Genomic DNA, 24,244 nt, shown 5'->3' with positions numbered 1-24,244 from the left:
AGATGCCGAACAGCATGGAGGCGGCGGATTGTTTAGTGAAGTACTCTGGACACAATTATTTAAATAATTACTCTGTCTGTCTGGAGGTGCCACAGATGGACGACATCCTGCGTTTCGCACTGCTGGGACTGGGCCTCGGTGCCCTGTACGCGCTCACCGCGCACGGCATCGTGCTGGTCTACCGGGGTTCCGGCGTGCTGAACCTCGCCCACGGGGCGATCGGCATGGCCGGGGCCTACCTGCAGTGGGAACTGGCCACCCGGCACGGCATGCCGTACTGGCCGGCCGCCGCCTGCGGGGTCGCCGGCTCCGCGCTGCTCGGACTGCTGACCCACCTGCTGGTGATCCGGCCCCTGCGCCGGGCCTCCACACTGGCCCGGCTGGTGGGCACGCTCGCGGTGTTCATCGTGCTCACCGCCGTCGCCGTCCAACGGTACGGCGACAGCCTGCAGCTGGTGCCGGGCAAGCTGCCGACCCGGCTGCTCACGCTCGCCGGGGCGACGGTCTCCGAGGACCGGCTCTGGCTGCTGGGCATCGCGGTCGCGGTGACCGTGGTCCTCCATCTCGTCTACCGGCACACGCTGTTCGGCCTGGGCACCACCGCGGTCGCCGAGCACGAGGGTGCCGCCGCCGCGCTCGGCTGGTCCCCCGGTCTGGTCGCCGCCGCCAACTGGGCGCTGGGCTCGGCGTTCGCGGGGCTGACGGCCATTCTGATCGTGCCGGTCATCGGCCTGTCGGTGACCGGGCTGACCACCCTGCTGCTGAGCGCGCTGGCCGCCGCCCTGGTCGGCCGGTTCAACTCGTTCCCCGTCACGCTGGCCGGCGGCCTGGGCATCGGGGTCGTCCAGTCGGAGCTGACCCGCTTCGGCTCCGGCGTCACCGGACTCGCCTCCTCGGTGCCCTTCCTCTGCATCGCCCTCGTGCTGGTGGTCCGCGGCCGGGCGCTGCCGCTGCGGGGCACGTTCCTCGACCGGTTGCCCGCGCTGGGCACGGGCCGGGTGCGCCCGGTCCCGCTGGCCGCCGCCGTCGTGGTGGGGCTGGTCCTGGTCGCGGTCTCCTCGCCGCTCTGGGCCGACGCCATCACCAACACCCTGGTGCTCTGCCTGATCATCCTGTCGATCGTCGTGGTGACCGGTTACGCGGGGCAGGTCTCGCTCGCCGCCTACGCCCTCGCCGGGACCGGCGCCTTCATCGCCGGGCACGCGGCGGCCGACTGGGGCTGGCCCTTCGAACTCGCCCTGATCGCGGGTGTGTTGGGGACCGTGCCGATCGGGCTGCTGTTCGCGCTCCCGGCGGTCCGCACCCGTGGGGTGAACCTCGCCATCATCACCCTCGGGCTCGGCACCACCCTGGAGGCGATGGTCTTCCAGAACACCGATCTGTCCACGACACCGGGCAGCGACGGCATCGCGGTCGGCAAGCAGACCCTCTTCGGCATCGCCGTCTCCGGGGTCGACCATCCGCAGCGCTACGCCGCCGTGGTCCTGGTGGCCTTCGCCGTCACCGCGCTGGCGGTCGCCAACGTCCGGCGCGGCCGCACGGGCCGCCGGCTCGTCGCCGTACGGGCCAACGAACGGGCGGCGGCGGCCCTCGGCATCGACGTCCGCGCGGTCAAGCTCTACGCCTTCGGCCTGTCGGCGGCGATCGCCGCGCTCGCGGGCGTGCTCATCGGTTTCCGCTCGACGTCCGTGGTCTTCGCCGACTTCGCGAGCTTCGACTCCGTCACCGCGCTCGGACTGGCCGTCATCGGCGGGGTCGGCTACCTCGTCGGCCCGCTGTTCGGTGCCACGTTCGCCGCGGGCACGGTCGGTGCCCGCTTCGGGGACCTGCTGCTGCCGGGGCTGAGCGACTGGATGCCGCTGATCGGCGGGATCGTGCTGGTACTGACGCTGGTGGGGAACCAGGACGGGATCGGGCGGGAAGTCGGCAGACAGGCCGCGGGAGTTGAGCGCCAGCTGCGGCGGAAGCGCCCGGCCGTCGTGCCCGGGCCGAGCGCCGACGAAGGGGAACTCCACGTGACCCGAGCCGCGCCGCTCCCCCTCCGGGTACGGGAGTTGACCGTGCGCTACGGCGGTGTCGTCGCCGTCGACGGGCTCTCCTTCGACGTCGCGCCCGGCCGGGTCGTCGGTCTGATCGGGCCGAACGGCGCCGGAAAGACCTCCGCCATCGACGCCGTCACCGGGTTCACCCGGGCCGCGTCCGGCAGCGTGTGCCTCGGCGAGCGGGACCTGACCCGGATGCCGGTGCACCGGCGGGCCGGGGCCGGGCTGAGCCGGTCCTTCCAGTCGCTGGAGCTGTTCGAGGACATGACCGTCCTGGACAACCTCTACGCCGCCTGCGACCGGCCCGGGCCGTGGGCCGGCCTCACCGACCTGGTGCGTCCCGGCAGTCGGCCGTTGCCCGCCCATGTGCTGGTCGCCGTAAGGGAGTTCGGGCTGCAGGACAGTCTGGACCGGCCGGTGGGCGATCTGTCGTACGGGGAGCGGAGACTGCTGGCCATCGCCCGCTCGGTGGCGGCCTCGCCGTCCGTGCTGCTCCTCGACGAGCCGGCCGCCGCCCTGTCGGACGACGAGACCCGGGAGCTGGCGCGGCTGGTGCGGCGGCTCGCCGACGAGTGGGGCATGGGGGTGCTGCTGGTCGAGCACGACGTCGACATGGTGATGAGTGTCTGCGACGAGATCGTCGTGCTCGACTTCGGCCGCCGGATCTGTGCCGGCACCCCGCAGGAGGTGCGCCGGGACCCGGCGGTGCGGGCGGCCTACCTGGGCGACCTGGAGCCGGAGGCGCTGTCCTGAGGGCGGCTACGCGTCGCGCAGGTCGGCGACGTAGGGCTGGTGGGCCAGGAGGCCGCCGTCGACGCGCAGGGTGTGGCCGGTGACGAACGCGGACTCGTCGGAGGCGAGGAAGACCACCGCCGCGGCCACGTCCTCCGGTCGCCCCAGGCGCGGAGTGAGGTGGTGGCGCAGCATCGCGTCCCGGATGCCCGCGTGGGCCGAGCCGGAGCTCGCCGGGGTGACGATGAACCCGGGCGCGACGGCGTTGCAGCGGACGCCCTGCTTGCCGTACTGGGTCGCGACGTACTGGGTGAGGTTGATCAGCGCGGCCTTGGACGCCCCGTACGCCGGATTGCGCAGGTCGCCCGCGAGTCCGGCGCCCGAGGAGGTGTTGATGATCGAGCCGCCGCCGCGCGCGATCAGGTGCGGTACGGCGGCCTGGATCGCGATCATCGTCCCGCGCAGGTTGATCCGCATGGTGTCGTCCCAGACGGCCGGGTCGGCCTCGGTGACGGCGAGGTCCTGACGGGCCGCCAGCCGGGTGGCCGCCGCGTTGTTGTGCAGGACGTCGAGGCCGCCGTACGTCTCGACGGCCGCCGCCACCATGGCCCGTACGCTGTCGGTGTCACCGAGGTCGACGGCGACGGCGGTCGCGGAGCCGCCGGCGGCCCGGATCTCCTCCGTGACCGCCTTCGCGCCCTCCGGGTCCAGATCCGCCACGACCGTGTGGGCGCCCTCGGCGGCGACGCGGCGGGCGGTGGCCGCGCCGATGCCGGAGGCGGCCCCGGTGATGATCGCGATCTTCTCGTCGAGTCGTCCCATGGCACGAACCGCCTTTCTCAGTCGGAGAGTTGGCTGTCGGAGAGTTGGCTGCCGACGACGGACACGAAGGACACGCATTCGCCGGGTCCGCCGCCGAGGTTGTGGGTGAGGGCGAGCGAGCGGCCCTCGGCCAGCGTCCGCACGGTGCGCTCCGGCGGTGCCTCGCCGCGCAGCTGGAGCCAGGCCTCGAACATCATGCGCAGGCCGGAGGCGCCGATCGGGTGACCGAAGGCCTTCAGGCCGCCGTCCGGGTTGACCGGCAGCGAGCCGTCCAGGTCGAACGCGCCGCTGGTGACGTCCTTCCAGGCCTGGCCGCGCTCGGCGAAGCCGAGGTCCTCCATCAGCACCAGTTCGGTGGGTGTGAAGCAGTCGTGGACCTCGGCGAGGGCGAGTTCGGTGCGCGGGTCGGTGACGCCCGCCTGCCGGTAGGCCTCCCGGGCGGAGGCGACGACCTCGGGGAAGGTGGTGAAGTCGTATTCCGGGTCGAGCAGGCCGTCCGCCGGGCCGGCCACGAAGGACAGGGCCTTCACGAAGACCGGCTTGTCGGTGTACCGGTGGGCGTCCTCGGCCCGGACCACGATCGCGGCGGCCGAACCGTCCGAGACGCCCGAGCAGTCGAAGACGCCGAGCAGGCCGGCCACGATCGGCGCCGACCTGATGCGCTCCAGCGGCACCTCCTTGCGGAACTGGGCACGGGGGTTGCGGGCGCCGTTGACGTGGTTCTTCCAGGCGATGCGGGTGATGACGTCCTTCAACTCGTCTTCCGATATGCCGTACTTGGCGGCGTAGGCGGGGGCGAGGAGGGAGAAGTTGGCGGGGGCGGTGATCTCGCCGCGGCTGTCGTCGCCCGCGCCGGGGATCGCGGTGCCGGAGAGGCCGGACATGCCGGAGTCCTTGAGCTTCTCCACGCCGACCGCCATCGCCATGTCGTAGGCGCCGGATGCGACCGCGTAGCAGGCGTTGCGCAGGGCCTCGGAGCCGGTCGCGCACATGTTCTCGACGCGGGTGACCGGCTTGTTGGGCAGCCGCAGGGCCCGGCTCAGGGTCAGCCCGGACACGCCGGAGGCCTGGGTGCCGAACCAGAACGCGTCGATGTCGTCGAGGGTGACGCCGGCCGAGGAGACGGCCGCGCCGACCGAGTCGACCAGCAGGTCGTCGGCGGACTTGCCCCAGTGCTCGCCGAACGGCGTGCAGCCCATGCCGACGATCGCGACCCGGTCGCGGATTCCGTGCGAGCCCATCAGTCCGTCCCCTCGTCGTCGTTCTCGTTCTCGTCCTCGCCCAGCCGCACCGGGCGGGCCTTCCAGAAGTAGTTGTGGATGCCGGACGCGGTGACCGTGCGCCGGAAGGTCATCTCCACCCGGGCGCCGATGACCGCGTCCGCCTCGGTGGCGTCGGTCAGCTGGCAGCGGAACCGGCCGCCGCCGTCGTAGTCGACGACCACGACCAGCATCGGCGGGCTCGGCGTGTACGCCAGCCGGTCCACGGTGAAGGTCGCCACCGTGCCCCGTACGGCGTCCATGGGTTCGTCGGTCATGGCGTCGACGGCGTGACAGGAGGCGCACACCCGGTCCGGCGGCAGCTGGCGGGTGCCGCACTTCTCGCACCGGGCCGCGACGAAGCCGTACTTCCAGCCGGTACGACGGTGCGCGGGCGGGGCGTACGGCGGCTCGGGGTCGGGCCGCCGGGGCGGTTCGCGGTCGAGGAGGCCGCGCCAGGAGAGATAGGTGGCGTATGGCATCGGTGGGCTGCCCGCGGCGATCTGCGCGGCGACCGGGCGGGTACTGCGGTGTGCCGGGAGGGCATCGGTGGTGCGCAGCAGCAGGACTCCGACGCCGTCGCCGAGGACGACGAGCGCGATCAGCTCGCCCGGGCGGGCGCGGTCGAGGACGTCGGCGAGGAGCAGGCCGGGCTGGGCGGTGCCGGCGTTGCCGATGGTGCCGGTGAGGTCCGCGGTGACCGTCTCGGGCCGTACACCCGCCGTCCGCCGTACCGTCGCGCAGGCGCGCGCGTGCAGGCCGGAGACGACGAGGTGGTCGATCGCGGTGCGGTCCAGGCCCGCGTGGTCGAGGGCGGCGGTCAGCGCCTGGTCCGCGAGGGAGACGTAGATCTCCTCGGCGAAGCGCTCTTCCCAGACCCGGGAGGCGGGGGCGCCGGGCAGCCGCCAGCGGTCGAGGATCTCGTCGCTGACGGTGTCGTGGGCGAGCAGTTCGGCGAGGACGGGGGTGCCGTTGCGGTGGCCGCCGAAGACGAACGCCGCCGCGCCGTCACCGCCGGCCGCCTCCTCGGCGCCACCGGGCAGGCCGGTGCGCAGGTCGGAGAGGACCGCCAGGGTGGGGACCGGGGAGCGGGCGGCGGTGACCAGCGCGCCGAGGCCGGAGCGTACGGAGCCGGCCATGTCGGCGGCGAGGACGTGCGGGTCCAGGCCGAGGGCCGCGTGCACGGCGGTCGCGTTGGTCTTGTCGAGGTAGGCGGGCGTCGCGGTGGCCAGGAACAGCTGCCCGATGCGCGGGCGCAGATCACCCCGGGCCAGGGCCGTGCGGGCGGCCTCCACGGCCATGGACGTGGTGTCCTCGTCGTAGCCGGCCACGGCGCGGGTGCCCTTCGCGGCGGGCGTGCCGAGGGCGGCGGCGACGTCGGCCCGGGCGAGGCGGTGGTACGGCACATGGGCGCCGTAGGCGATCAGTCCGGCCATGTCAGCGTCCTCCCTTGGCTGAGTGTTCGAAGACCGCGGCGAGGCCCTGGCCGCCGCCGAGGCACATGGTCTCCAGGCCGAAGCGGGCCTGGCGGCGGTCCAGCTCGCGCAGCAGGGTGGCGAGGATGCGACCGCCGGTGGCGCCCACGGGGTGGCCGAGCGAGATGCCGGAGCCGTTGACGTTGAACCGCTCGAAGTCGGCCTCGGTCAGCGCCCATTCGCGGGTGCAGGCCAGCACCTGGGCGGCGAAGGCCTCGTTGAGCTCGATCAGGTCGATGTCGGCGAGCTTCAATCCCGCACGTTCGAGGGCCTTGGCGGTGGCGGGCACCGGTCCGATGCCCATCGTCTCGGGCGGCACGCCGACGACGGCCCAGGAAACCAGGCGACCCAGCGGGCGCAGGCCGAGTTCGGCGGCGCGTTCGGGGTGGGTGACGACGCAGATCGCGGCGCCGTCGTTCTGGCCGCTCGCGTTCCCTGCGGTGACGGTGGCCTCGGGGTCCTGGCGGCCCAGTACCGGGCGCAGCCGTGCGAGTTTCTCCAACGAGGAGTCCGGGCGCGGGTGTTCGTCGGTGTCGACGACCGTCTCGCCCCTCCGCGTCCGTACGGTGACGGGCACGATCTCGTCGGCGAAGCGGCCCTGTTGCTGGGCCGAGATCGCGTTCTGGTGGGAGCGCAGGGCCAGTTGGTCCTGTTCCTCGCGCGGGATGGCGTAGGCGCGCCGCAGGTTCTCGGCCGTCTCCAGCATGCCGCCGGGGACCGGGTGGTGGACGCCGCCTGAGGTGACCCGGCCGCGGGCGAGCCGGTCGTGCAGCATGGTGCCGGCGCCGCGTACGCCCCAGCGGGCGTCGGTGGTGTAGAACTCGGCCTGGCTCATGGACTCCACGCCCCCGGCCAGGACCAGGTCGCTGGCGCCGGTCTGCACCTGCATCGCGGCCGTGATGACGGCCTGGAGGCCGGAGCCGCAGCGGCGGTCGAGCTGGAGTCCGGGCACCTCCACGGGCAGTCCGGCGTCGAGGGCGGCGACCCGGCCGATGGCGGGCGCCTCGCCGTTGGGGTAGCACTGGCCGAGGATCACGTCGTCCACGGCCGTGGCCGGGACGCCGGTGCGGTCCAGGACGGCCCGGACGACGGTCGCGGCCAGCTCGGTCGCGGTGACGTCCCGGAACACTCCCCCATAGCCCCCGACCGGGGTACGTATCGGTTCGCAGATGACCGCGTCACGCATCCGTCATGCCTTTCGTCAGCCCGTCTGGTCGTTGGCTCGTCGGCTCGTCGGCCTGTCTGGTCGTCGGCTCGTGGGCTCGTCGGCGGGGGATCACATGTACCGGCCGCCGGTGACCTCGATCACGGCTCCGGTGACGTAGCTCGCCATGCCGGAGGCGAGGAAGAGGACGGTCTGGGCGACCTCGGCGGGTTCGCCCGCGCGGCCCAGCGGGATCTCGGCGAGCTTCGCGTCCCAGGCCGCCCGGGGCATCGCCTCGGTCATGGCGGTGCGGATCAGACCGGGCTGTACGGCGTTCACCCGGATGCCCGCCTTCGCCAGTTCCTTGGCGGCGGCCTTGGTCAGGCCGACGAGTCCGGCCTTGGCGGCGCTGTAGTTGGTCTGCCCGAAGTTGCCGACCTTGCCCGCGATGGAGGAGATGTTGACGATGCTGCCGCCCTGACCGTGGGCGCGCATCGCCTCGGCCGCGTACCGGGTGCCGTTCCAGGCGCCGGTCAGGTGCACGTCGAGGACGGCACGGAAGTCGGCCACGGGCATCTTGCGCAGGGTCGCGTCCCTCGTGAAACCGGCGTTGTTGACCATCACGCCGACCGGCCCGAAGGCGTCGGCGCAGTGGGCGATCAGCGCGGCCACCTCGTCCTCGTCGGTGACGTCGCAGCGGACCGAGGTCGCCGTCACGCCCGCCTTGCCGAGGCGTGCGGCGGCCTGTGCCGCGGCGGCCCCGTCGATGTCGCCGATGACGACGCGGGCGCCGGCGGCGCCGAGGACGCCGGCGATCTCGTAGCCGATGCCCTGTGCGCCGCCCGTGACCACGGCGTTCCGGCCCTCCAGCAATCCCATGCGGCCCGCCCCTGACTCGTCGCTATTCCTCTTAAATAGATAACCTATTATGCTGAAACTATCAACCGTGCGACGGGCCGGCCGGACAGGGAGGCAGACCAGGTGGACATCAGTTATCCGCCGCAGACCGAGGCGTTCCGCACCGAGGTCAGGAGCTTCCTCGCCGAGGAGCTGCCACCGGACTGGAAGGGCGTCGGAGCCCTGGACGAGGAACCGGCCCGGGCCTTCGCCCGCGACTGGCGCCGACGGCTCGCCGGGCGCGGCTATCTCTCGCTGACCTGGCCCGAGGAGTACCGCGGCCGTGGCCTGTCCAAGCTCCACCAGGTGGTGCTGATGGAGGAACTGGCCCTGGCGGGCGTGCCGTTCGGGCTGCCCCAGGACACCTTCGGCGTGAAGATGCTGGCGAACACGCTGCTGCGCTGGGGCACGGAGGAACAGAAGCGCCACTTTCTGCCGCGCATCCTCAGCGGTGCGGACACCTGGTGCCAGGGCTACTCGGAGCCGGACGCGGGCTCGGACCTGGCCTCCCTCACCACGCGCGCCGTCCGGGAGGGCGACGAGTGGGTGATCGACGGCCAGAAGGTGTGGACGTCAGGCGCCCACCACAGTGACTGGATCTTCGTCCTGGCGCGCACGAACCGGGACGCCCCGAAGCACCGGGGCATCTCCTTCCTGCTCGTGCCGCTGGACCAACCCGGCGTGGAGGTGCGCCCGTTCCGCATGATGAGCGGGCAGCTGCATTTCAACGAGGTCTTCTTCAACGGCGCCCGCACCCGGGCCGATCTGGTCGTCGGCGGCGTCGACAACGGGTGGGCGGTCGCGCAGAGCCTGCTGGGCGTGGAGCGCGGGGAGGAGGCGGCCACCAACCCCGTGCTGTTCCGGGCGGAGGTGGAGCGCCTGGTCGAGTTGGCCCGGCAGTACGGGAAGGACCGGGATCCGGTGATCCGGCAGCGCATCGCCTGGTGCTGGTCGAAGGTCGAGATCATGCGCTATCTCGGGTACCGGATCCTCACCGGCTGGCTCAAGGGCGCGGAGCCGGGGCCCGAGACGTCGATCGCCAAGCTGTACTGGAGCGAGTACCACACCGAGGTCACCGACCTCGCCATGGACATCATGGGCCTGCACGGGCAGGTGCCGGTGGGGCGGCCACCGCTGCGGACGTATCGCGCCGACGATCCGGGCGCCGCCAACTCCTCGGCGTCCTGGTCGACGACGTATCTGATCGCCCGCTCCGGGACGATCTACGCGGGGACCTCGCAGATCCAGCGGAATATTCTGGCGGAGAAGGTGCTGGGGCTGCCGCGGGAGCCGAGGGCGAGTGCGGGTTAGTCCGCGGGGTGTGGGGCCGCAGGCCGTCGGTCGTCTGCTGCTGCGTCGTGGCTGGTCGCGCCCACGCGGCGGTAGCCGCATATTGATACCGCCCCGCGCCCCTTTCGGGGCGCTGCACTGAGCGCTACTCGAAGGTGCCGAGTTCGGGCACCGGGCGTGGGCCGGTGCCTGGGCGCCAGCCTGCTTCGAGTTTGCGTGGGCCTACACCGTCCGGGGCCCAGATGTGGCAGCTGTTCATGACCCAGGCGCTGGAGCGCGGGTCGTTGGCGGAGGGGTCGGGGGCGTGGCGGTTGCGGGCGGAGATGGCGGACTGGACGACGGCCGGGCCGAGTGCGCGGGCCAGTTCGTGCAGGTGTGTGCAGCCGGAGACCCCTCGGGGGCGTTCCTGGACGGTCCGGTTGTAGCCGGCGGCGACGCTCAGTCCGACCAGGCCGTCGAAGGCGGGGGCGATCAGCGGACACTCGGCGTGCGGGAAGTCCCGCATGCCCGCCTCGGCGGCCGTGATCACCATGTCGGCGAGGCGCACGCGCACCGACAGCACCATCCGGTGGACGACTCCGCCCGGCGGCTGCTCCCACGGTCGTTCGTCGCGCAGTTCGGCCTCGACCGAGATCTCGCCGCGGTCCTCCTCGTAGGCGGAGAAGGTGATCGTGCGGCGGTGCAGGGGGATCGCCGCGCGGGTCACGACGCGACCTCCGGAACGGCTTCTCCCAGGGCCGCGAACTCGGGCCTGCGGCGCTCGATGAAGCTGCGCACGCCCTCCCGGTAGTCCGGGGCGCGCTTGGCCGTGGCCAGCAGCGCGGCGGCGCTGTCGCGGCTCTCGGTGAAGGTGCGCGTCTGGTCGTCGGCGAGCTGGCGCTTGATGAGGGACATCGCGTACGGGCTTGCGGTGCGGGCCAGTTCGGTCGCGTAGGCGAGCGCCGAGGGGAGCAGGTCCTCGGGTGCGGCCAGGCGGTTGACCAGGCCCATGGCGAGGGCCTCCGTGCCGGTGAGGCGGCGCGAGGACAGCAGCAGGTCGGCGGCGTTGCCGTAGCCGACGAGCCGGGGCAGGAGCCAGGACACCCCGTCCTCGGCCACCAGGCCGCGGGCGCTGAACGCGGCGGCGAGCTTCGCCTCGGGCACGGCGAACCGTACGTCGCACATGACCGCCTGGTTGAAGCCGATGCCCGCGCAGGCGCCGTTGATCGCCGCCACCAGGGGTTTGGGGAAGGTCATGGGCCTGGTTCGTGGCGGCAGCCGGTCCGTGGGCCAGGGGCGGGTTCCGGAGGACGCGCCGTCCAGCACGCTCATGTCCATGCCCGGGCAGAAGCTGCGGCCGGCGCCCGTGAGCACCACGGCCCGTACCGCGGGGTCCGCCTCGGCGCGGTCGAACAGCTCGTTGTAGAGCAGTTCCATCTCCAGGGTCCAGGCGTTGTGCCGCTCGGGCCGGTTCAGGGTGAGCAGCAGGACCCCGTCGTCGGTGAGCTCGGTGAGGATCACCGGGGTCGGTTTCTCGGTCATGGGGTCACTCCCGTGAATCCGTCGAGCAAGCTTAATAGATAGATGAATCATCTATATCTCATGGAGGCCGGAAGAGGCCAGACCGCTCCCTCCGACCACCGGCCGATCCCCCCTTGACCTGGTACCCTCGATGCACTAAGCAGATTCATTTTGCTATTTACCTGGCGACACACGAGGAGAGTCCACCGTGGCCGAGGCAGCCGCAGCAGAGACGCCGAGCACGCCCGTCCGCGCCCCCGGCCGCATCGGACGCCAGGTACGGGTCCCGAAGACCGCCGAGCTGGTCGCCGGCCACCTGCGCCGGCAGATCGTGCGGGGCGAGCTGAAGCCGGGCGACGCGCTGCCTCCGGAGTCGGGCCTGATGGAGCAGTTCGGCATCTCGCGGCCGACGCTGCGCGAGGCGTTCCGGGTCCTGGAGTCGGAGTCGCTCATCACCGTGCGCCGCGGGGCCCACGGCGGCGCCCGGGTGAGCGCCCCGGACGCGGACGTCGCCGCCCGGTTCGCCGGCCTGATCCTGGAGTACCGCGGCGCCACCCTGGGCGACCTCTACCGCGCGGCCGCCCTCATCGAGCCGCAGTGCGTCCGCCAGCTCGCCGGCAAGCACACGGCGGAGGACATCAAGCGACTGCGGGACGCGGTCGCCGCCGAGAAGACCGTCCTGGAGGACCCGCTGGACCTGGTCCACGCCCAGGACGCCTTTCACGCCCTGCTCGTGGAACTCACCGGCAACCAGACCCTGATCCTGCTGTGCGGCATGCTGCGCAACATCATCGACCGGGCGAACGCCTCGTACACGGCGGGCGCCGCCGACGCCGAGGCCCAGAAGGCCCAGGCCCTCAAGGGTCACCGGGCCCATGTGCGCCTGGTCGGCCTGATCGAGGCCGGCAAGGCGGACGAGGCCGAGAAGCTCTGGCAGCGCCACATCACCGCCGCGGACGACGTGGTGAACGGGGCGGGCCCCAAGACCGTGCTGGAACTCATCGACTGACACTCCCCGCGGAGTCACGCCACGGCACCCCCTTGCCTACGAGAAACAGTTAGATAATTATAGGAGGCGTACCGATTAGCTCTGGGGTCCGGAGGCGACGGGCATGGCCGAACAGCGCAAGCGCATCTTCGACTGCGACCAGCACATGTACGAGGAGCGGGACTCGTTCACCCGCTACCTCCCCAAGGAGTTCCTCGGTGCGGCCGTCGCGCCGGTGACGCTGCCGGACGGGCGCGAGGTGATCCTCGCCGGGGACCGGATCGTCGTCTGCCTGGAACCGGAGTTCGGGCAGGTGTACCGGCCCGGCTCGCTCAAGGAGATGCTCAAGGCGATGTCCTCGGGCAACCCCGAGGAGACCTACCAGTTCGAGCCGATGCACGAGTCGTACCAGAACCGCGAGGCCCGGCTGCGGGTCATGGACGAGCAGGGCCTGGACCAGTCGATCATGTACCCGGGCGGCTGGGCCCTGGTCGCCGAGGAGTACGTGAAGGGCGTCGAGCCGCTCTACGCCAACTACCACTCGTTCAACCGCTACATGAACGAGGTGTGGGGCTTCGACCACCAGAGCCGCATCTACGCCCCCGCGCTGCTCTCCCTGCGCGACCTCGACCACGCGGTCAAGGAGCTGGAGTACGTCCTGGAGCAGGGCGCCCGCTTCATCCTGCTGCCCACCGGGCCGGTGTACGGCCGCTCCCCCGGCGACCCGTACTTCGACCCGTTCTGGAAGCTGGTCAACGACGCCAAGGCGAGCGTCTGCTACCACATCAGCGAGTTCTACTACAACTCGCAGGTGGCACCCTCCTGGGGCTACGACCCGAACCCGATCCACTTCCGGATGTCGGCCTGGCAGTGGCAGAACACCTACGGCCAGCGCCCGATCGAGGAGACGCTGTCCGCGCTGATCTTCGACAACCTCTTCGGGCGCTTCCCCGACATCAACGTCCTGGTCTCCGAGTTCGGCTCCGAGTGGGTGCCGCACTTCGTCCGGCACATGGACAAGAGCCGGGGCATGGGCCGCAACGGCCCTTGGATCGGCGGCCAGTTGGACGAGCGGCCCAGCCAGGTCTTCCGCAAGCACGTGCGCGTGGTGCCCTACCCGGAGGACGACATCGTGAACGTCGTCAGGCGGCTCGGCCACCACGAGTCCATCGTGATGGGCTCCGACTTCCCGCACGCGGAGGGGCTGGCCGAGCCGGCCGACTTCCGTAAGCTCATCGCCGAGCTCGACGAGTCCGCTCAGGACGACATCATGTTCCACAACGCCCAGCAGCTCATCACCCGCTGAGCGACGCCCGCGCGAGAACCCGCCTGGCGGCGGGCCCGGTCATCGGACCAGGCCCGCCGCCAGGTTCGCGATGTCGGCGATCAGGGCGGTGCCGCGCGGGGAGTGGTCGTAGCCGGCCAGCGGATAGCCGTTGCTCAGGCACGCGAAGGACAGGCCGGACTCCGGGTCCATGAAGCCCAGTTGATAGGCGGCTCCGGCGCTGCCGAACAATGACGGGGAACCGGCGGATGGCAGGTTGCTGCCCGCGTCGGGTCCGGCCACCGTCACGAACAGCCCCATGCTGGTACGGCGTTCGCCGCCGCCCCCGTAGATCTGCTCGCCGTAGGGATGCTCCGTGAGCCGGATGCGGGTGCCCTCCGCCACCGCCTGCGGTTTCCACAGGCCCGAGTGGGTGAGCGCCTGGAAGAACAGGGCGACGTCGGCGGCGGTGGCGACCAGGGCGTGGCTGGGCTCGCCGGCCGCCAGGACCCGCGGGTCGGACAGGTACCAGGGACCCCAGGGGTCGGGTTCCTGGTCCTCGGCCGTGCGGTCGGTGGCGAGCATCGGGGCGACGCTGCCCGGCTGCCGGTCCACCGGCACCCCGAGCTCGATCGAGGACAGGCCGAGCGGCTCCGTGATCCGTTCGCGCAGGTAGTCGGCGAAGGCCAGGCCGGTGCACCGTTCGGTGATCTCGGCGATCAGCCAGGCCGCCGAGGTGAGGTGGAACTGGAAGCGGCTGCCCGGCGGGTAGTCAAGGCGCCAGCGCCCGAAGGCGGCGAGCCGCTGCGCCCGGTCGAGCATCTTGGGGTGGCCGAGTGGCGCGAAGGGGAAGCCCGCGGTGTGGGTGAGCACCTGCTCGACGGTCACCGCCTCCTTCCCGTTCGGCGCGAACTCCGGGATGATCGCGGCCACTTGTTCGCCGGTGTCCAGCAGTCCGTCGCCGATCAGCTTCCAGACGGCGCCCGCGACGATCGACCGTCCGACGGACTGGAGGATGTACCGGGTGCCGGGCTCCGCGTCGCCGTAGGTCTCGAAGGCGACCAGTCGCCCGTCGTGGGCGACGGCGACCTGGGCGGAGGGCAGGGGACCGTCCTCGATCTCCCGGCGGATCCGGCTCAGCAGGACGTCGAGGCGCTGCGGGTCGACGGCGTCAGGCACGTGATTCTCCTTCTTCGTACGGCTCCCGCAGCCGGTGGCGCAGCACCTTGCCGTTCGGGTTGCGGGGCAGTTCGGACACGAACCACCAGCGCACGGGAACCTTGTAGCCGGACAGCCGGGCGCGGGTGTGGGCCCGCAACTCCGCCGGGTCCGGCGGGACTTCGGGGTCGGAGGGCACGACGAACGCGACCACGGTCTGGCCGAGGCGCTCGTCCGGCGCCCCCGTGACGGCCGCGTCCGTGACGCCGGGATGGGCGGTCAGGACCGTCTCGACCTCCAGCGGGTGGACGTTCTCACCGCCGCGGATGATCATGTCGCTGCCCCGGCCGGACAGGTAGACGTATCCGTCGTCCGCCACCCGGCCCAGGTCGCCGCTGTGCAGCCAGCCCTCCGGGTCGACGTGGAAGAAGTGGTCGGCGCGCGCGTGGATCTCGCCGATCCCGTCGGGACCGGCGCCGTGCACCCGCAGCTCCGTGCCGGGGGCGGCCCGTCCGACGGAACGCAGGAGTTCGGTGCGTCCGGCGACGGCCTCGCGGTGGTCCTCGGGCGTGAGGACGGTGATCGGCGAACCCTCGGTCTGCCCGAACATGTTGAGCATGCGGACGCCGGGCATGGCCTCGTACGTCCGCCGCAGCGTGTCGGGGCGGACCGGCGCGCCGCCGTACTGCAGGGTCCGCAGGGTCTCGTGGCGAGCCTGTCCGGCCGCGTGCAGGGTCTCCAGCATCGCCGGGACCATGCTGGTGTGGGTGATGCCGAGGTGGCGGAGCTGGGTCCAGCCCTCGACGGTGAAGCGGGGCAGGCCGGTGATCAGGGCGCCGGCGGCGAGGGCCACGGCGATGTTGCCGAGGCCGGCGATGTGGTGGAAGGGCGCGCTGCCGCCGTAGAAGCTGTCGGGGTCGAGCGCGCACAGCCGGCCGTTGACCCGGGCCCGGGCGGCCAGCCGGCGCTGGGTCATGGGGACGGGTTTGGGCCGGCCCGTCGTGCCGGAGGTGTGCAGGACAGTGGCGAGTTGCTGCGGTTCGGCGGTCAGGTCCCGTCCGTGCGGGGGCAGTTCACCGACCAGGCGCAGCTGGGAGCCGGAGAGACGGACCACCTGATGGGCGAGGTCGGCGAACTCGGGTTGGGCGACGAGGACGTGGGAGTCCAGTGCGTCGACCACCGCGGCGATCTCGGGTGCGGTCATGCGGACGCCGAGCGGAGCGAGGGGGTGGCCGGAGCCCGCGCCGCCGATCACCAGCGCGAGGGCGTCGGCGGAGGTGGCGACGAGCGCGGGTACCGGGGTTCCGTGGGCCAGGCCGAGCGCGTCCAGCCAGTCCGCGGCGCCGCCCGCCCGGTCGAGGAGTTCGCGGCCGGTCCAGGTGAGGTCACCGAAGCGGACGGCGGGGCGGGCATGGTCATGGGCGCGGCCGACCAGCCCGGTCCAGGTGTCCTCGGTGCCGGTCACCGGCTCAGGGCTCCAGGCGGGCCGCCGCGGTGCCGGTGACCACCTCGACGCCGTTCTGGTTGACGGTGCGCAGGGTGAAGTGGGCGACCGGCCCGTCCCCGGTCTCCTCGACCGACTCGATGGCGGCCGTGGCGGTCAGGGTGTCGCCGGGCCACACCTGGGCCTTGAACCGGACGCCGTAGCGCAGCAGGGCCTCGGCACCGACCCAGTCGGTGAGGACCCGGCCGGTCATGCCCATCGTCAGCATCCCGTGGGCGAACACGCCCGGGTAGCCCGCCGTCTCGACGGCGAACCGCTCGTCGGTGTGCAGGGGGTTGAAGTCGCCGGAGGCGCCGGCGTACTGCACGATCCTGGTGCGTTTGAGGTCGGTGACGAGGACGCTCTCGCGGGTCTCGCCGACCTTGACGTCGGTGACGCTCAGGGCGGTCATCGGGCGTCCTTCCGGGTGGCGGGGCCCTCGGGCACGACGGCCACGGTGACGGCGCTGACGACGGGTTCGCCGTCGGCGTCCCGGTACTCGGTGATGCGTTCGCTGAACAGCAGCCGGCCGGTACGGCCCTGCTTCTCCCACTCCCGGCCCGGGACCGTATGGGCGTGCAGGGTCTCTCCGGCCCGCACCGGGCGGTGGTACGCGAAGTGCTGTTCGGCGTGCAGCCCGCCGCCGCCCTCGGGCATCGTCCCCGGGCCGCCGCCCGACCCGAACCACTCCTCGTCGGGCTTGGGACGCAGGTGGTAGCCGGGGTCGTAGTGCGCGCTCGCCATGGTGAAGGTGGGCGGCGCGAGGGCTCCCTCGCCCTGGAAGGCCGGGTTCTCGTCGCCGATGGCGCGGGCGAACATCATGATGTGCCCGGCCTCGACGGGGAACGGCTGACCTGACATGTTCGCTCTCTCCTCGGTCAGTACGGCAGGAACGCGTCGTGGGTGGCGTCCTCGGGGTCGAAGTCCGGCGGCAGCCCCTCGAACTGGGGCTCCCGCTTCTCCGTGAAGCTCGCCACGCCCTCACGGAAGTCGGGTGAGCCCGCGAAGAACTCCATGGCGGAGTAGGAGCGGGCGAGGGCGTCGGTGAAGGTGCGGTCGAGGTCGCCGTACACCTGGTGGCGTACGACGGCCATCGCGCGCGGGGAGCAGTTGCGGGCGATGTCACGGGCGTAGGCGCGGGCGGCGTCGAGCAGCTCGTCGGGGTCGACGACACGGCTGACCAGGCCGAGGGCCTTCGCCTCGTCGGCGTCGAAGACGCGGCCGGACAGCAGCAGGTCGAGCGCGTTCTCCACGCCGACCACGCGCGGCAGGACGTACGGCAGGTTGTACTCGCCGGCCAGGCCGCGGCGGGTGAAGGCGGTGGTGAAGCGAGCGCCCCGGGCGGCGAAGCGGACGTCGCAGATCAGCGCCTGCACCAGGCCGATACCGGCGCAGGCGCCGTTGATCGCGGCGATCAGGGGCTTGGGCATGTCCCGCTTCACGTACATGGGCACGCGGGCGTGCAGACCCAGGGACTGGCCGGGCCGGGAGTTCTGCTCCAGGCGTTGCATGTCCATCCCGGGGCAGAAGGCCCGGCCCGCCCCCGTGATGATCACGACGCGGACGGCGGGGTTGCGCGCGGCCTCGTCCAGGAGCGCGAAGAAGCGGTTCTCCATGGGGATGCTCCACGCGTTCCTGCGCTCGGGCCGGTTGAGGGTGAGGGTGGCGACGCCGTCCTCGTCGACCTCGTACAGCACCAGATCGTTCTCGGCGAACTCGTCGGGCATCGCGTCACTCCTCCGTGAGCGGTTCGATGGGGTCGCCGACGCCCGGCCGTTCCCCGGAGATGGTGACCACCACCTGGCCGCGGGCGCAGACGCGGCCGTCGGCGATCACGTCGACGTCGGCGAAGTGCACCCGGCCGCCGCGCCGGACGCAGCGGGCGTGGGCGACGGCCTCCGTCCCCCGGGCGGGTGCGAGGTACTGCACGGACATCGAGACGGTGCTGAGCCGGCTCCCCTTGGCGAAGTCGTGCCCGGCGATGACGGCGCCCGCGCCGGCGGTGTCGATCAGCGCGGAGATGACCCCGCCGTGGAAGACGCCCTCGTGGGCGGAGAGTTCCTCGGCGTAGGGCAGCAGCATCTCGACGCCGTCCGGGTCCCAGCGCACGATGCGCATCCGGCAGCGCCGGTTGAAGGCGACCCCACGCTCCCAGCGAGTACGGAACCACTCCCGGCGTTCGCGCTGTTCCTGGTCGGTGAGGGCCCTCGCAGCGACGGTCATGCGCTCGCCTCCGGTCTCGACCCGACGATCGGTCGATATAGTTACATGATTTGGCTAGTTAGGCAATCATGACAGCATCACACCCGGACCCCCGTATGTATTATTTATATAACTCATTCATCTGTGTCGAGGAGGCCCCGCGATGCCGTCGACCGCCCTGGCCGGAGTCCGCGTGCTGGACCTGTCCCGCATCCTCGCCGCGCCCCTCGCCACCCAGTTGCTCGCCGACCTGGGCGCCGAGGTCGTCAAGGTCGAGCGGCCCGGCACGGGCGACGACTCACGCACCTACGGGCCGCCGTTCGCCCCCGGGACGGACACCGCGGCCTTCTACCTCTCCTGCAACCGCAACAAGCGGTCGGTCACCGTCAACCACGCCACCGCCGAAGGGCAGGCGATCCTCCGCACGCTCGCGGCCCGCTCCGACGTCCTCGTGGAGAACTTCCGCGCCGGGACCCTGGCCAAGTACGGCCTCGACCACGAGAGCCTGCGCAAGATCAACCCGCGGCTGGTCTACCTGTCCGTCACCGGCTTCGGCCAGAACGGGCCCTACGCCGAACGGCCCGGATACGACGGCATCTTCCAGGCCATGTCCGGCCTGATGAGCGTCTCCGGGCACCCCGAGGAGCCGATGAAGGTCGGCATCAGCATGGTCGACATCCTCACCGGGCTCTACGCCGCCACGGCGGTACTGGCCGCCCTGCGGCACCGGGACCTCACCGGGGAGGGCCAGTTCATCGACCTCTCCCTGCTGGACTGCGGGCTGGCCTCGCTGTCGCACTTCGCGATGAACTACCTGGTCTCCGGCGAGGTCCCGGAGCGCCGCGGCAACGGCGGCTACGGCGGGATCCCCTCCCAGGCGTTCATGTGCCAGGACCGGCCGCTGTTCCTCGTCGCGGGCAACGACAAGCAGTTCGCCGCGTTCTGCGCGGCGGCCGACCGTACCGACCTCCTCCAGGACCCCCGGTTCGCCACGACCTCCGCCCGGATCGCGCACCGCAAGGAGATCCTCCCGGTGCTCCAGGACATCCTGCGCACCCGCCCCCGCGACGAGTGGCTGGCCCTGCTCGACGCCCACGACGTCCCCGCGGGCCCTTACAACGAACTCCCCGAGGTCTTCGCCGACCCCCAGATCCGACACCGCGGCATGCTGACCGAGGCAGCGGGCCTCCCCCTCCTCGCCAACCCGATCCGCCTCTCGGCGACCCCGGTGGAGGGCTACACCCCGCCGCCGGAGCTGGGCGAGCACACCGCGGAGGTGCTGGGCGAACTGGCGGGGGTGACGGAGGGCCGACTGCGGGAGCTGCGGGCGCGGGGCGTGGTGTGACCGTCGCCGCCGGCCCGCGGGCTCCCGTCGTCGGCCTGCGGGCTCACCCGAGCAGCGTGCGACCGCCCTCCAGCATCAGGGTGGCTCCGGTCAGGTAGGCCATGTCGTCGCTGACCAGTGCGGCCACGGCGCGGCCGATGTCCTGTTCGGGGTCGCCCATGCGGCCCAGCGGGATGCCGGCCAGTACGCGTTCGGCCTTGTCCGGGTGGGCGGCGAGGAAGTCCTCCGCCGCCGGGCTCAGGGCGGCCGGGCAGACGACGTTCACCCGGATTCCGTAGGGGCCCCACTCCCGTGCGGCCACCCGGGTCAGGCCCCGGATCGCCTCCTTGGCCATCGCGTAGGCGGCGAAGGTGGCCTCGCCCTGCACCGCGGCGGAGGAGCCGAGGTTCACCACGCTGCCCCGGCCGGCCTTGAGGTGGGGCAGCGCGGCCTGCATGGCGTGGAAGGTGGCCAACGGGCCGCTGCGGTAGGTGAGTTGCAGGTCGTCGTACGAGGTCTCGGCGAGGGGGCGTTGTACGGAACTCTGCGCGTTGTTGACGAGCACGTGCAGGCCGCCGAACTCCCGTACCGTCTCGGCCACCATGTGCTCGACGTCGTCGCGGTCGCCGACGTCCCCGACCACCGTGCGGACCCGCCCGCCGCGCTCGGCGATCTCCCGGGCGGTGTCCTTCAGGGTGGTCTCGGTGCGCCCGCTGATCACCACCGCCGCGCCCTCCGCGGCCAGTGCCAGCGCGATGCCCCGGCCGACCCCCTGCCCGCCGCCGGTGACCAGCGCGGTCCTGCCTGCCAGCCGTGCCATCACGTCTCCTTCCAGAAGGCCGTCCAGGAGGGGAAGGCCGTCGGCAGGGCCGGACGTCCGGCGCCCTGCCAGCCCTCGAAACCGACCGCCTGCGGGCGTTCGGTCACGTCCGCCGCGTACCAGTGCTGTTCGCGGCGCCGGGAGAAGTACCACTCGCCGTCCACGCGCGCGTAGTCGTCGAGGTAGCGGATGGCCATGACGATCCACCGCTCCCCCACCTCGTGCTCGGCCCGGCAGTACACGGACCCGGTGGCGGTGTCCCGGCCGGTGAACTCGACGCGGTGGCCGCAGATCTGGTGGACCGAGCGGTGGAAGCCCCGGACCAGCGGCTCGATGTACGACCGAAGGGCGTCCCGTCCCCGGCCGTGGCGGCCCATGTCGACGTCCGGACGGAAGCAGCCCACCCAGGCGTCGAGGTCGCGTCCGTCCACGGCGAGGGCGTAGCGGACGGGGAGTTGCTGGATCGCGAGGTGGGACTCGATGCGGTCGAGGCGTTCGAGGGGGTCGAAGGGGTCGTCCGGGGTGCTCATGGGCGTGGTTCCTTCGGCAGACCTAGCACCTGTTCGCCGATGATGTTCCGCTGGATCTCGCTCGATCCGCCGTAGATCGTCTCCGCGAGGGAGAGCAGGAAGGAGCGCTGGCGCGCGTCCAGGCCGTAGTCCGCGCCGACGATCTGGCCGGCCGGACCGGCCAACTCCATGGCCAGGTGGCCGAGTTCCTGGTGGCGGGTGGAGGCGTAGAGCTTGGCGGTGGTGGCCTGGGCGCCCGGGGTGCGGCCCGCGACGAGTTCGGCGACGGTGCGCAGGTTGGTGGTGCGCATGATGCGGACCGAGATCCAGGCGTCCACGATCCGGCGGCGCAGCATGGGGTCGTCCAGTGCGCCCCGCTCCCGGGCCAGGCCGATCAGTGCCTCGGCCTCCCGCTCGAAGGTGAGCTGCTGGGGCAGCAGGGTGGCGCCGCGCTCGATGCCGAGCGTGGCCATGGCGGTGCGCCAGCCCTGGCCGACCTCGCCGACGACCATGTCCGCGCCGGTGCGCGCGCCGGACAGGAACACCTCGGCGAATTCCTCCTGGCCTGCCAGGTTGCGGATGGGCCGGATCTCCACGCCCGGCTGGTCGGCCGGGACGAGCAGCATGGTCAGGCCCTTGTGGCGACGGGAGTCCGGGTCGGTGCGGGTGAGGACGTACAGCCAGTCGGCGTGCACGCCGAAGGACGTCCACACCTTCTGCCCGTCGACCACCCACTCCGCGCCGTCGCGCTCGGCCCGGGTGCGCACGGACGCCAGGTCGGAACCCGCGCCGGGTTCGCTGAAGCCCTGGCCCCACAGTTCCTCCACCGCGAGGATCGGCGGCAGGAAGCGCTTCTTCTGGTCCTCGGTGCCGGTCTGGAGCAGCATCGGGCCGAGCAGGTCGAGCGCGTTGCCGGTGGCCCGGTAGGGGGCGTCGGCGCGCGCGTACTCGTACTCGAAGACGATCTCCTCAAGGAGGCCGAGCCCCCGGCCGCCGTACTCCCGCGGCCAGCCGACGCCCAGCCAGTCGCCGGCGGACAGCTCGCGGTCCCAGGCGAGCCGGACCTCCCAGGCCGCGCCGTCCACGGGGCCGCCCACGCCCCGGTGTGCGGCGAACTCCCCCACGAGGTGGTCCGCCAGCCAGTCCCGCAGTTCGTCGCGGAAGTCGCGCACGGCGGGCCCGAAGTCCATCTCCATGCCAGCTCCTTTGCAGGTGATCGGATGCCAGTGATCGGGGGCCAGATATCGGTGGGTCAGTGGTCGGATGGCGGTGCTCAGATGCCGAGGCGGGTGGCGAGCAGTTCCCGGTGGTAGGACGGTGGGCCGAGCAGCGTCTCGGAGCTCTTGGCCCGCTTGAAGTAGAGGTGGGCGGGGTGCTCCCAGGTGAAGCCGATGCCGCCGTGGATCTGGATCGCGTCGCCGGCGACCCGGGTGAACGCCTCCGAGCAGAAGGTCTGGGCCAGGGCCGCCGAGACGGCGGTCCCGGTCTCGTCCCCGGCGTCCAGCGCCCACAGTCCGGCGTAGCAGGCCGAGCGGGCCGCCTCGATCTCCACGAGCATGTCGGCGCACTTGTGCTTGATCCCCTGGAAGGTTCCGATGGGCCGCCCGTACTGTTCGCGCATCTTCGCGTAGGCCACGGCCGAGTCCAGCGCGGCGGCGGCTCCCCCGACCTGTTCGGCGGCCAGCAGTACGGAGGCGGTCGCGAGGGCGCGCTCCAGGACCGGCCACGCGGTGCCCTCGGTGCCGAGCAGCCGGGCGGGGGTGCCGGTGAACTCCACACGGGCCTGCTTTCGGGTCTCGTCAAGGGTGGCGAGGGGCGTGCGGGTCAGGCCCGGCGCGCCCGCGTCGACGGCGAAGAGGCTGATGCCGCCGGGGGTGCGGGCGGCGACCAGCAGCAGGTCGGCGACGTGGCCGTCGGGGACGTAGGTCTTCGCCCCGGTCAGTTGCCAGCCGGTGGCGGTCTCCTGGGCGGTGAGGCGGATGCCGGGAGCGTCCCAGCGGCCGGTGTCCTCGGTGAGCGCGAGGGTGGCCACGGTGTCGCCGGTGGCGATGCCGGGCAGCAGGTCGCGCCGGGCCCGTTCGTCGGGGCAGCGCAGGAGCGCCTCGGCGGCGAGGGCGACGGTGGCGTACAGGGGTGCGCAGAGCAGCGCCCGGCCCGCTTCCTCGAAGACGACGCCGAGGTCGACGTAGCCGAAGCCGGAGCCGCCGTACTCCTCGGGGACGGCGAGGCCCTGCACGCCGAGTTCGCCGGCCAGCCGTCGCCAGACGGCCGGGTCATGGCCGCGCGGGTCGGCGGCCAACCGGCGCACGGCCGCCTCGTCGGAGTGCCTGGCCAGGAACGAGCGGACGACCGTGCGCAGTTCGTTCTGTTCGTCGCTGAAGGTGAGATCCATGCTTGTCGCGCACCTCTCGATACAGTTAGATAATTATAGTATCCGCACTGATTGCACCAGGAGGGTGACGTGACCGATCCCTACGCGCCGTTCACGGCTCTGACCTTCGAGCGGCCCGCACCCGGCGTGCTGCGGGTCCTGCTCGACGCGCCGCCCGTCAACGCCGTGGACCCTCGCATGCACGGTGAACTGGCCGACGTCTGGCGGGTGATCGACCGCGACGAGCAGACCCGCGCGGTGCTGGTCCAGGGGGCGGGCCGGGCCTTCTCGGCCGGCGGGACCTTCGACTCCATCGAGGCGATGACCGAGGACTATGCGGTGCGGGCCCGGGTGATGCGCGAGGCCCGGGACATGGTGTACGGGGTGATCAACTGCTCCAAGCCGGTGGTCTCCGCGATCCATGGTCCGGCCGTCGGCGCGGGTCTGGTCGTCGGCATGCTGGCGGACGTCTCCGTCGCCGCCCGCAGCGCGAAGATCGTCGACGGGCACACCCGTCTCGGCGTCGCGGCCGGGGACCACGCCGCGATCTGCTGGCCGCTGCTGTGCGGGATGGCCAAGGCCAAGTACTACCTGCTGACCTGCGAGACCCTCACCGGCGAGGAGGCCGAGCGGATCGGTCTGGTCTCGAAGTGCGTGGCCGACGAGGACGTGCACGCCGAGGGCCTGCGGGTGGCGACCGCCCTCGCCGCCGGTCCGGCCGGTGCCATCAGCTGGACCAAGCGGTCCCTCAACCACTGGTACCGCACGGCTCAGCCGATCTTCGAGGCGTCCCTGGGCCTGGAGTTCTTCGGGTTCGGCGGGCACGAGGTGGTCGAGGGTCTGGCCGCCCACCGCGAGAAGCGCGCCCCGGACTTCGAGGGCGTGGCCGCCAAGCACCCGCTCGATCTGTGACGCGCCCGCCGCGAATCACGGATCACGGATCACGTATGGAGAGGAATCCCGG

General features: G+C 72.0%; 23 protein-coding genes. 6 read left to right on the top strand and 17 right to left on the bottom strand.

The annotated features are described in order from the left end of the window. Positions 1–95 precede the first annotated feature (95 nt). Complete coding sequence (locus tag ACGFZS_RS21495) at positions 96–2,795, top strand: ATP-binding cassette domain-containing protein (protein ID WP_393796462.1); 2,700 nt, start codon at positions 96–98, stop codon at positions 2,793–2,795. A gap of 6 nt (positions 2,796–2,801) precedes the next feature. Here ACGFZS_RS21495 and ACGFZS_RS21490 read toward each other — a convergent pair whose 3' ends face one another. The 5 genes from ACGFZS_RS21490 to fabG all read right to left on the bottom strand — a co-directional run bounded on the left by ACGFZS_RS21490 (position 2,802) and on the right by fabG (position 8,353). Next, positions 2,802–3,596 (bottom strand): SDR family NAD(P)-dependent oxidoreductase, encoded by a 795-nt coding sequence (locus ACGFZS_RS21490; RefSeq protein ID WP_393664085.1) that lies wholly within the window; start codon positions 3,594–3,596, stop codon positions 2,802–2,804. Between the two features lie 17 nt (positions 3,597–3,613). Further along, positions 3,614–4,837, bottom strand: coding sequence for an acetyl-CoA acetyltransferase (locus tag ACGFZS_RS21485; RefSeq protein WP_393664087.1), 1,224 nt, complete (start codon positions 4,835–4,837; stop codon positions 3,614–3,616). Next, a complete protein-coding gene (locus ACGFZS_RS21480; RefSeq protein ID WP_393796461.1) occupies positions 4,837–6,291 on the bottom strand; it encodes an OB-fold domain-containing protein in 1,455 nt (484 codons plus the stop codon). Before ACGFZS_RS21480 ends, ACGFZS_RS21485 begins: the two co-directional genes overlap by 1 nt. Position 6,292: 1 nt before the next feature. Beyond that, entirely contained in the window at positions 6,293–7,516 is a 1,224-nt protein-coding gene (locus tag ACGFZS_RS21475) for an acetyl-CoA C-acetyltransferase (protein WP_393796460.1), read from the bottom strand. 90 nt (positions 7,517–7,606) lie between these two features. Continuing rightward, on the bottom strand, positions 7,607–8,353 hold the full coding sequence (fabG, locus tag ACGFZS_RS21470; RefSeq protein ID WP_393796459.1) for a 3-oxoacyl-ACP reductase FabG: 747 nt from the start codon (positions 8,351–8,353) through the stop codon (positions 7,607–7,609). Positions 8,354–8,455: 102 nt separating this feature from the next. Between fabG and ACGFZS_RS21465 the strand changes: the two genes are divergently transcribed. Further along, a complete protein-coding gene (locus ACGFZS_RS21465; protein WP_393796458.1) occupies positions 8,456–9,682 on the top strand; it encodes an acyl-CoA dehydrogenase family protein in 1,227 nt (408 codons plus the stop codon). A 124-nt stretch (positions 9,683–9,806) separates the two neighbouring features. Here ACGFZS_RS21465 and ACGFZS_RS21460 read toward each other — a convergent pair whose 3' ends face one another. Continuing rightward, positions 9,807–10,367: a DUF2889 domain-containing protein gene (locus ACGFZS_RS21460; RefSeq protein WP_393796457.1), complete on the bottom strand. Its 561-nt coding sequence runs from the start codon at positions 10,365–10,367 to the stop codon at positions 9,807–9,809. Next, a complete protein-coding gene (locus ACGFZS_RS21455) occupies positions 10,364–11,182 on the bottom strand; it encodes an enoyl-CoA hydratase-related protein (protein WP_393796456.1) in 819 nt (272 codons plus the stop codon). Before ACGFZS_RS21455 ends, ACGFZS_RS21460 begins: the two co-directional genes overlap by 4 nt. Positions 11,183–11,369: 187 nt before the next feature. Here ACGFZS_RS21455 and ACGFZS_RS21450 point away from each other — a divergent pair, with 187 nt between their 5' ends. Next, a complete protein-coding gene (locus tag ACGFZS_RS21450; RefSeq protein WP_393796455.1) occupies positions 11,370–12,170 on the top strand; it encodes a FadR/GntR family transcriptional regulator in 801 nt (266 codons plus the stop codon). 103 nt (positions 12,171–12,273) lie between these two features. Further along, positions 12,274–13,455 (top strand): amidohydrolase family protein, encoded by a 1,182-nt coding sequence (locus tag ACGFZS_RS21445; protein ID WP_393796454.1) that lies wholly within the window; start codon positions 12,274–12,276, stop codon positions 13,453–13,455. Between the two features lie 39 nt (positions 13,456–13,494). On the opposite strand, the gene ACGFZS_RS21440 is transcribed toward ACGFZS_RS21445, so the two are convergent. Genes ACGFZS_RS21440 through ACGFZS_RS21415 form a run of 6 tightly spaced genes read right to left on the bottom strand, consistent with a single transcriptional unit; the run spans position 13,495 to position 18,277 of the window. Next, a complete protein-coding gene (locus ACGFZS_RS21440; RefSeq protein ID WP_393796453.1) occupies positions 13,495–14,592 on the bottom strand; it encodes a serine hydrolase domain-containing protein in 1,098 nt (365 codons plus the stop codon). Next, on the bottom strand, positions 14,585–16,036 hold the full coding sequence (locus tag ACGFZS_RS21435; protein WP_393796452.1) for a class I adenylate-forming enzyme family protein: 1,452 nt from the start codon (positions 16,034–16,036) through the stop codon (positions 14,585–14,587). The genes ACGFZS_RS21440 and ACGFZS_RS21435 overlap by 8 nt, the downstream gene beginning before the upstream one ends. Before the next feature lie 4 nt (positions 16,037–16,040). Then, positions 16,041–16,466 (bottom strand): MaoC/PaaZ C-terminal domain-containing protein, encoded by a 426-nt coding sequence (locus ACGFZS_RS21430; protein WP_393796451.1) that lies wholly within the window; start codon positions 16,464–16,466, stop codon positions 16,041–16,043. After that, positions 16,463–16,915: a MaoC family dehydratase N-terminal domain-containing protein gene (locus ACGFZS_RS21425; RefSeq protein ID WP_393796450.1), complete on the bottom strand. Its 453-nt coding sequence runs from the start codon at positions 16,913–16,915 to the stop codon at positions 16,463–16,465. The genes ACGFZS_RS21430 and ACGFZS_RS21425 overlap by 4 nt, the downstream gene beginning before the upstream one ends. A 17-nt stretch (positions 16,916–16,932) precedes the next feature. After that, entirely contained in the window at positions 16,933–17,781 is an 849-nt protein-coding gene (locus tag ACGFZS_RS21420) for an enoyl-CoA hydratase-related protein (RefSeq protein WP_393796449.1), read from the bottom strand. A gap of 4 nt (positions 17,782–17,785) precedes the next feature. Next, positions 17,786–18,277, bottom strand: coding sequence for a PaaI family thioesterase (locus ACGFZS_RS21415; protein WP_362593522.1), 492 nt, complete (start codon positions 18,275–18,277; stop codon positions 17,786–17,788). Positions 18,278–18,419: 142 nt separating this feature from the next. On the opposite strand from ACGFZS_RS21415, the gene ACGFZS_RS21410 reads away from it, so the two are divergent. Beyond that, complete coding sequence (locus tag ACGFZS_RS21410; RefSeq protein ID WP_393796448.1) at positions 18,420–19,601, top strand: CaiB/BaiF CoA transferase family protein; 1,182 nt, start codon at positions 18,420–18,422, stop codon at positions 19,599–19,601. A gap of 43 nt (positions 19,602–19,644) precedes the next feature. On the opposite strand, the gene ACGFZS_RS21405 is transcribed toward ACGFZS_RS21410, so the two are convergent. The 4 genes from ACGFZS_RS21405 to ACGFZS_RS21390 all read right to left on the bottom strand — a co-directional run bounded on the left by ACGFZS_RS21405 (position 19,645) and on the right by ACGFZS_RS21390 (position 23,301). Beyond that, positions 19,645–20,400 carry an SDR family NAD(P)-dependent oxidoreductase gene (locus ACGFZS_RS21405; protein ID WP_393796447.1) on the bottom strand — a complete coding sequence of 252 codons (756 nt, stop codon included), beginning with the start codon at positions 20,398–20,400 and terminating at the stop codon, positions 19,645–19,647. After that, positions 20,400–20,930 carry a nuclear transport factor 2 family protein gene (locus tag ACGFZS_RS21400; protein ID WP_393796446.1) on the bottom strand — a complete coding sequence of 177 codons (531 nt, stop codon included), beginning with the start codon at positions 20,928–20,930 and terminating at the stop codon, positions 20,400–20,402. The genes ACGFZS_RS21405 and ACGFZS_RS21400 overlap by 1 nt, the downstream gene beginning before the upstream one ends. Further along, positions 20,927–22,105, bottom strand: a complete 1,179-nt coding sequence (locus ACGFZS_RS21395) for an acyl-CoA dehydrogenase family protein (RefSeq protein WP_393796445.1) — start codon at positions 22,103–22,105, stop codon at positions 20,927–20,929. The genes ACGFZS_RS21400 and ACGFZS_RS21395 overlap by 4 nt, the downstream gene beginning before the upstream one ends. Positions 22,106–22,182: 77 nt before the next feature. Continuing rightward, positions 22,183–23,301 carry an acyl-CoA dehydrogenase family protein gene (locus ACGFZS_RS21390; RefSeq protein WP_393796444.1) on the bottom strand — a complete coding sequence of 373 codons (1,119 nt, stop codon included), beginning with the start codon at positions 23,299–23,301 and terminating at the stop codon, positions 22,183–22,185. Positions 23,302–23,370: 69 nt separating this feature from the next. On the opposite strand from ACGFZS_RS21390, the gene ACGFZS_RS21385 reads away from it, so the two are divergent. Continuing rightward, the gene (locus ACGFZS_RS21385; RefSeq protein ID WP_393664125.1) at positions 23,371–24,192 is read left to right on the top strand and encodes an enoyl-CoA hydratase/isomerase family protein; all 822 of its coding nucleotides are present in this window, start codon (positions 23,371–23,373) and stop codon (positions 24,190–24,192) included. Positions 24,193–24,244: the final 52 nt, after the last annotated feature.

This window comes from Streptomyces sp. NPDC048288 (genome assembly GCF_043201555.1).
Classification (GTDB): domain Bacteria; phylum Actinomycetota; class Actinomycetes; order Streptomycetales; family Streptomycetaceae; genus Streptomyces.
Note: the sequence above shows the minus strand (reverse complement) of the source record. Positions and strands in the feature narration are given on the sequence as shown.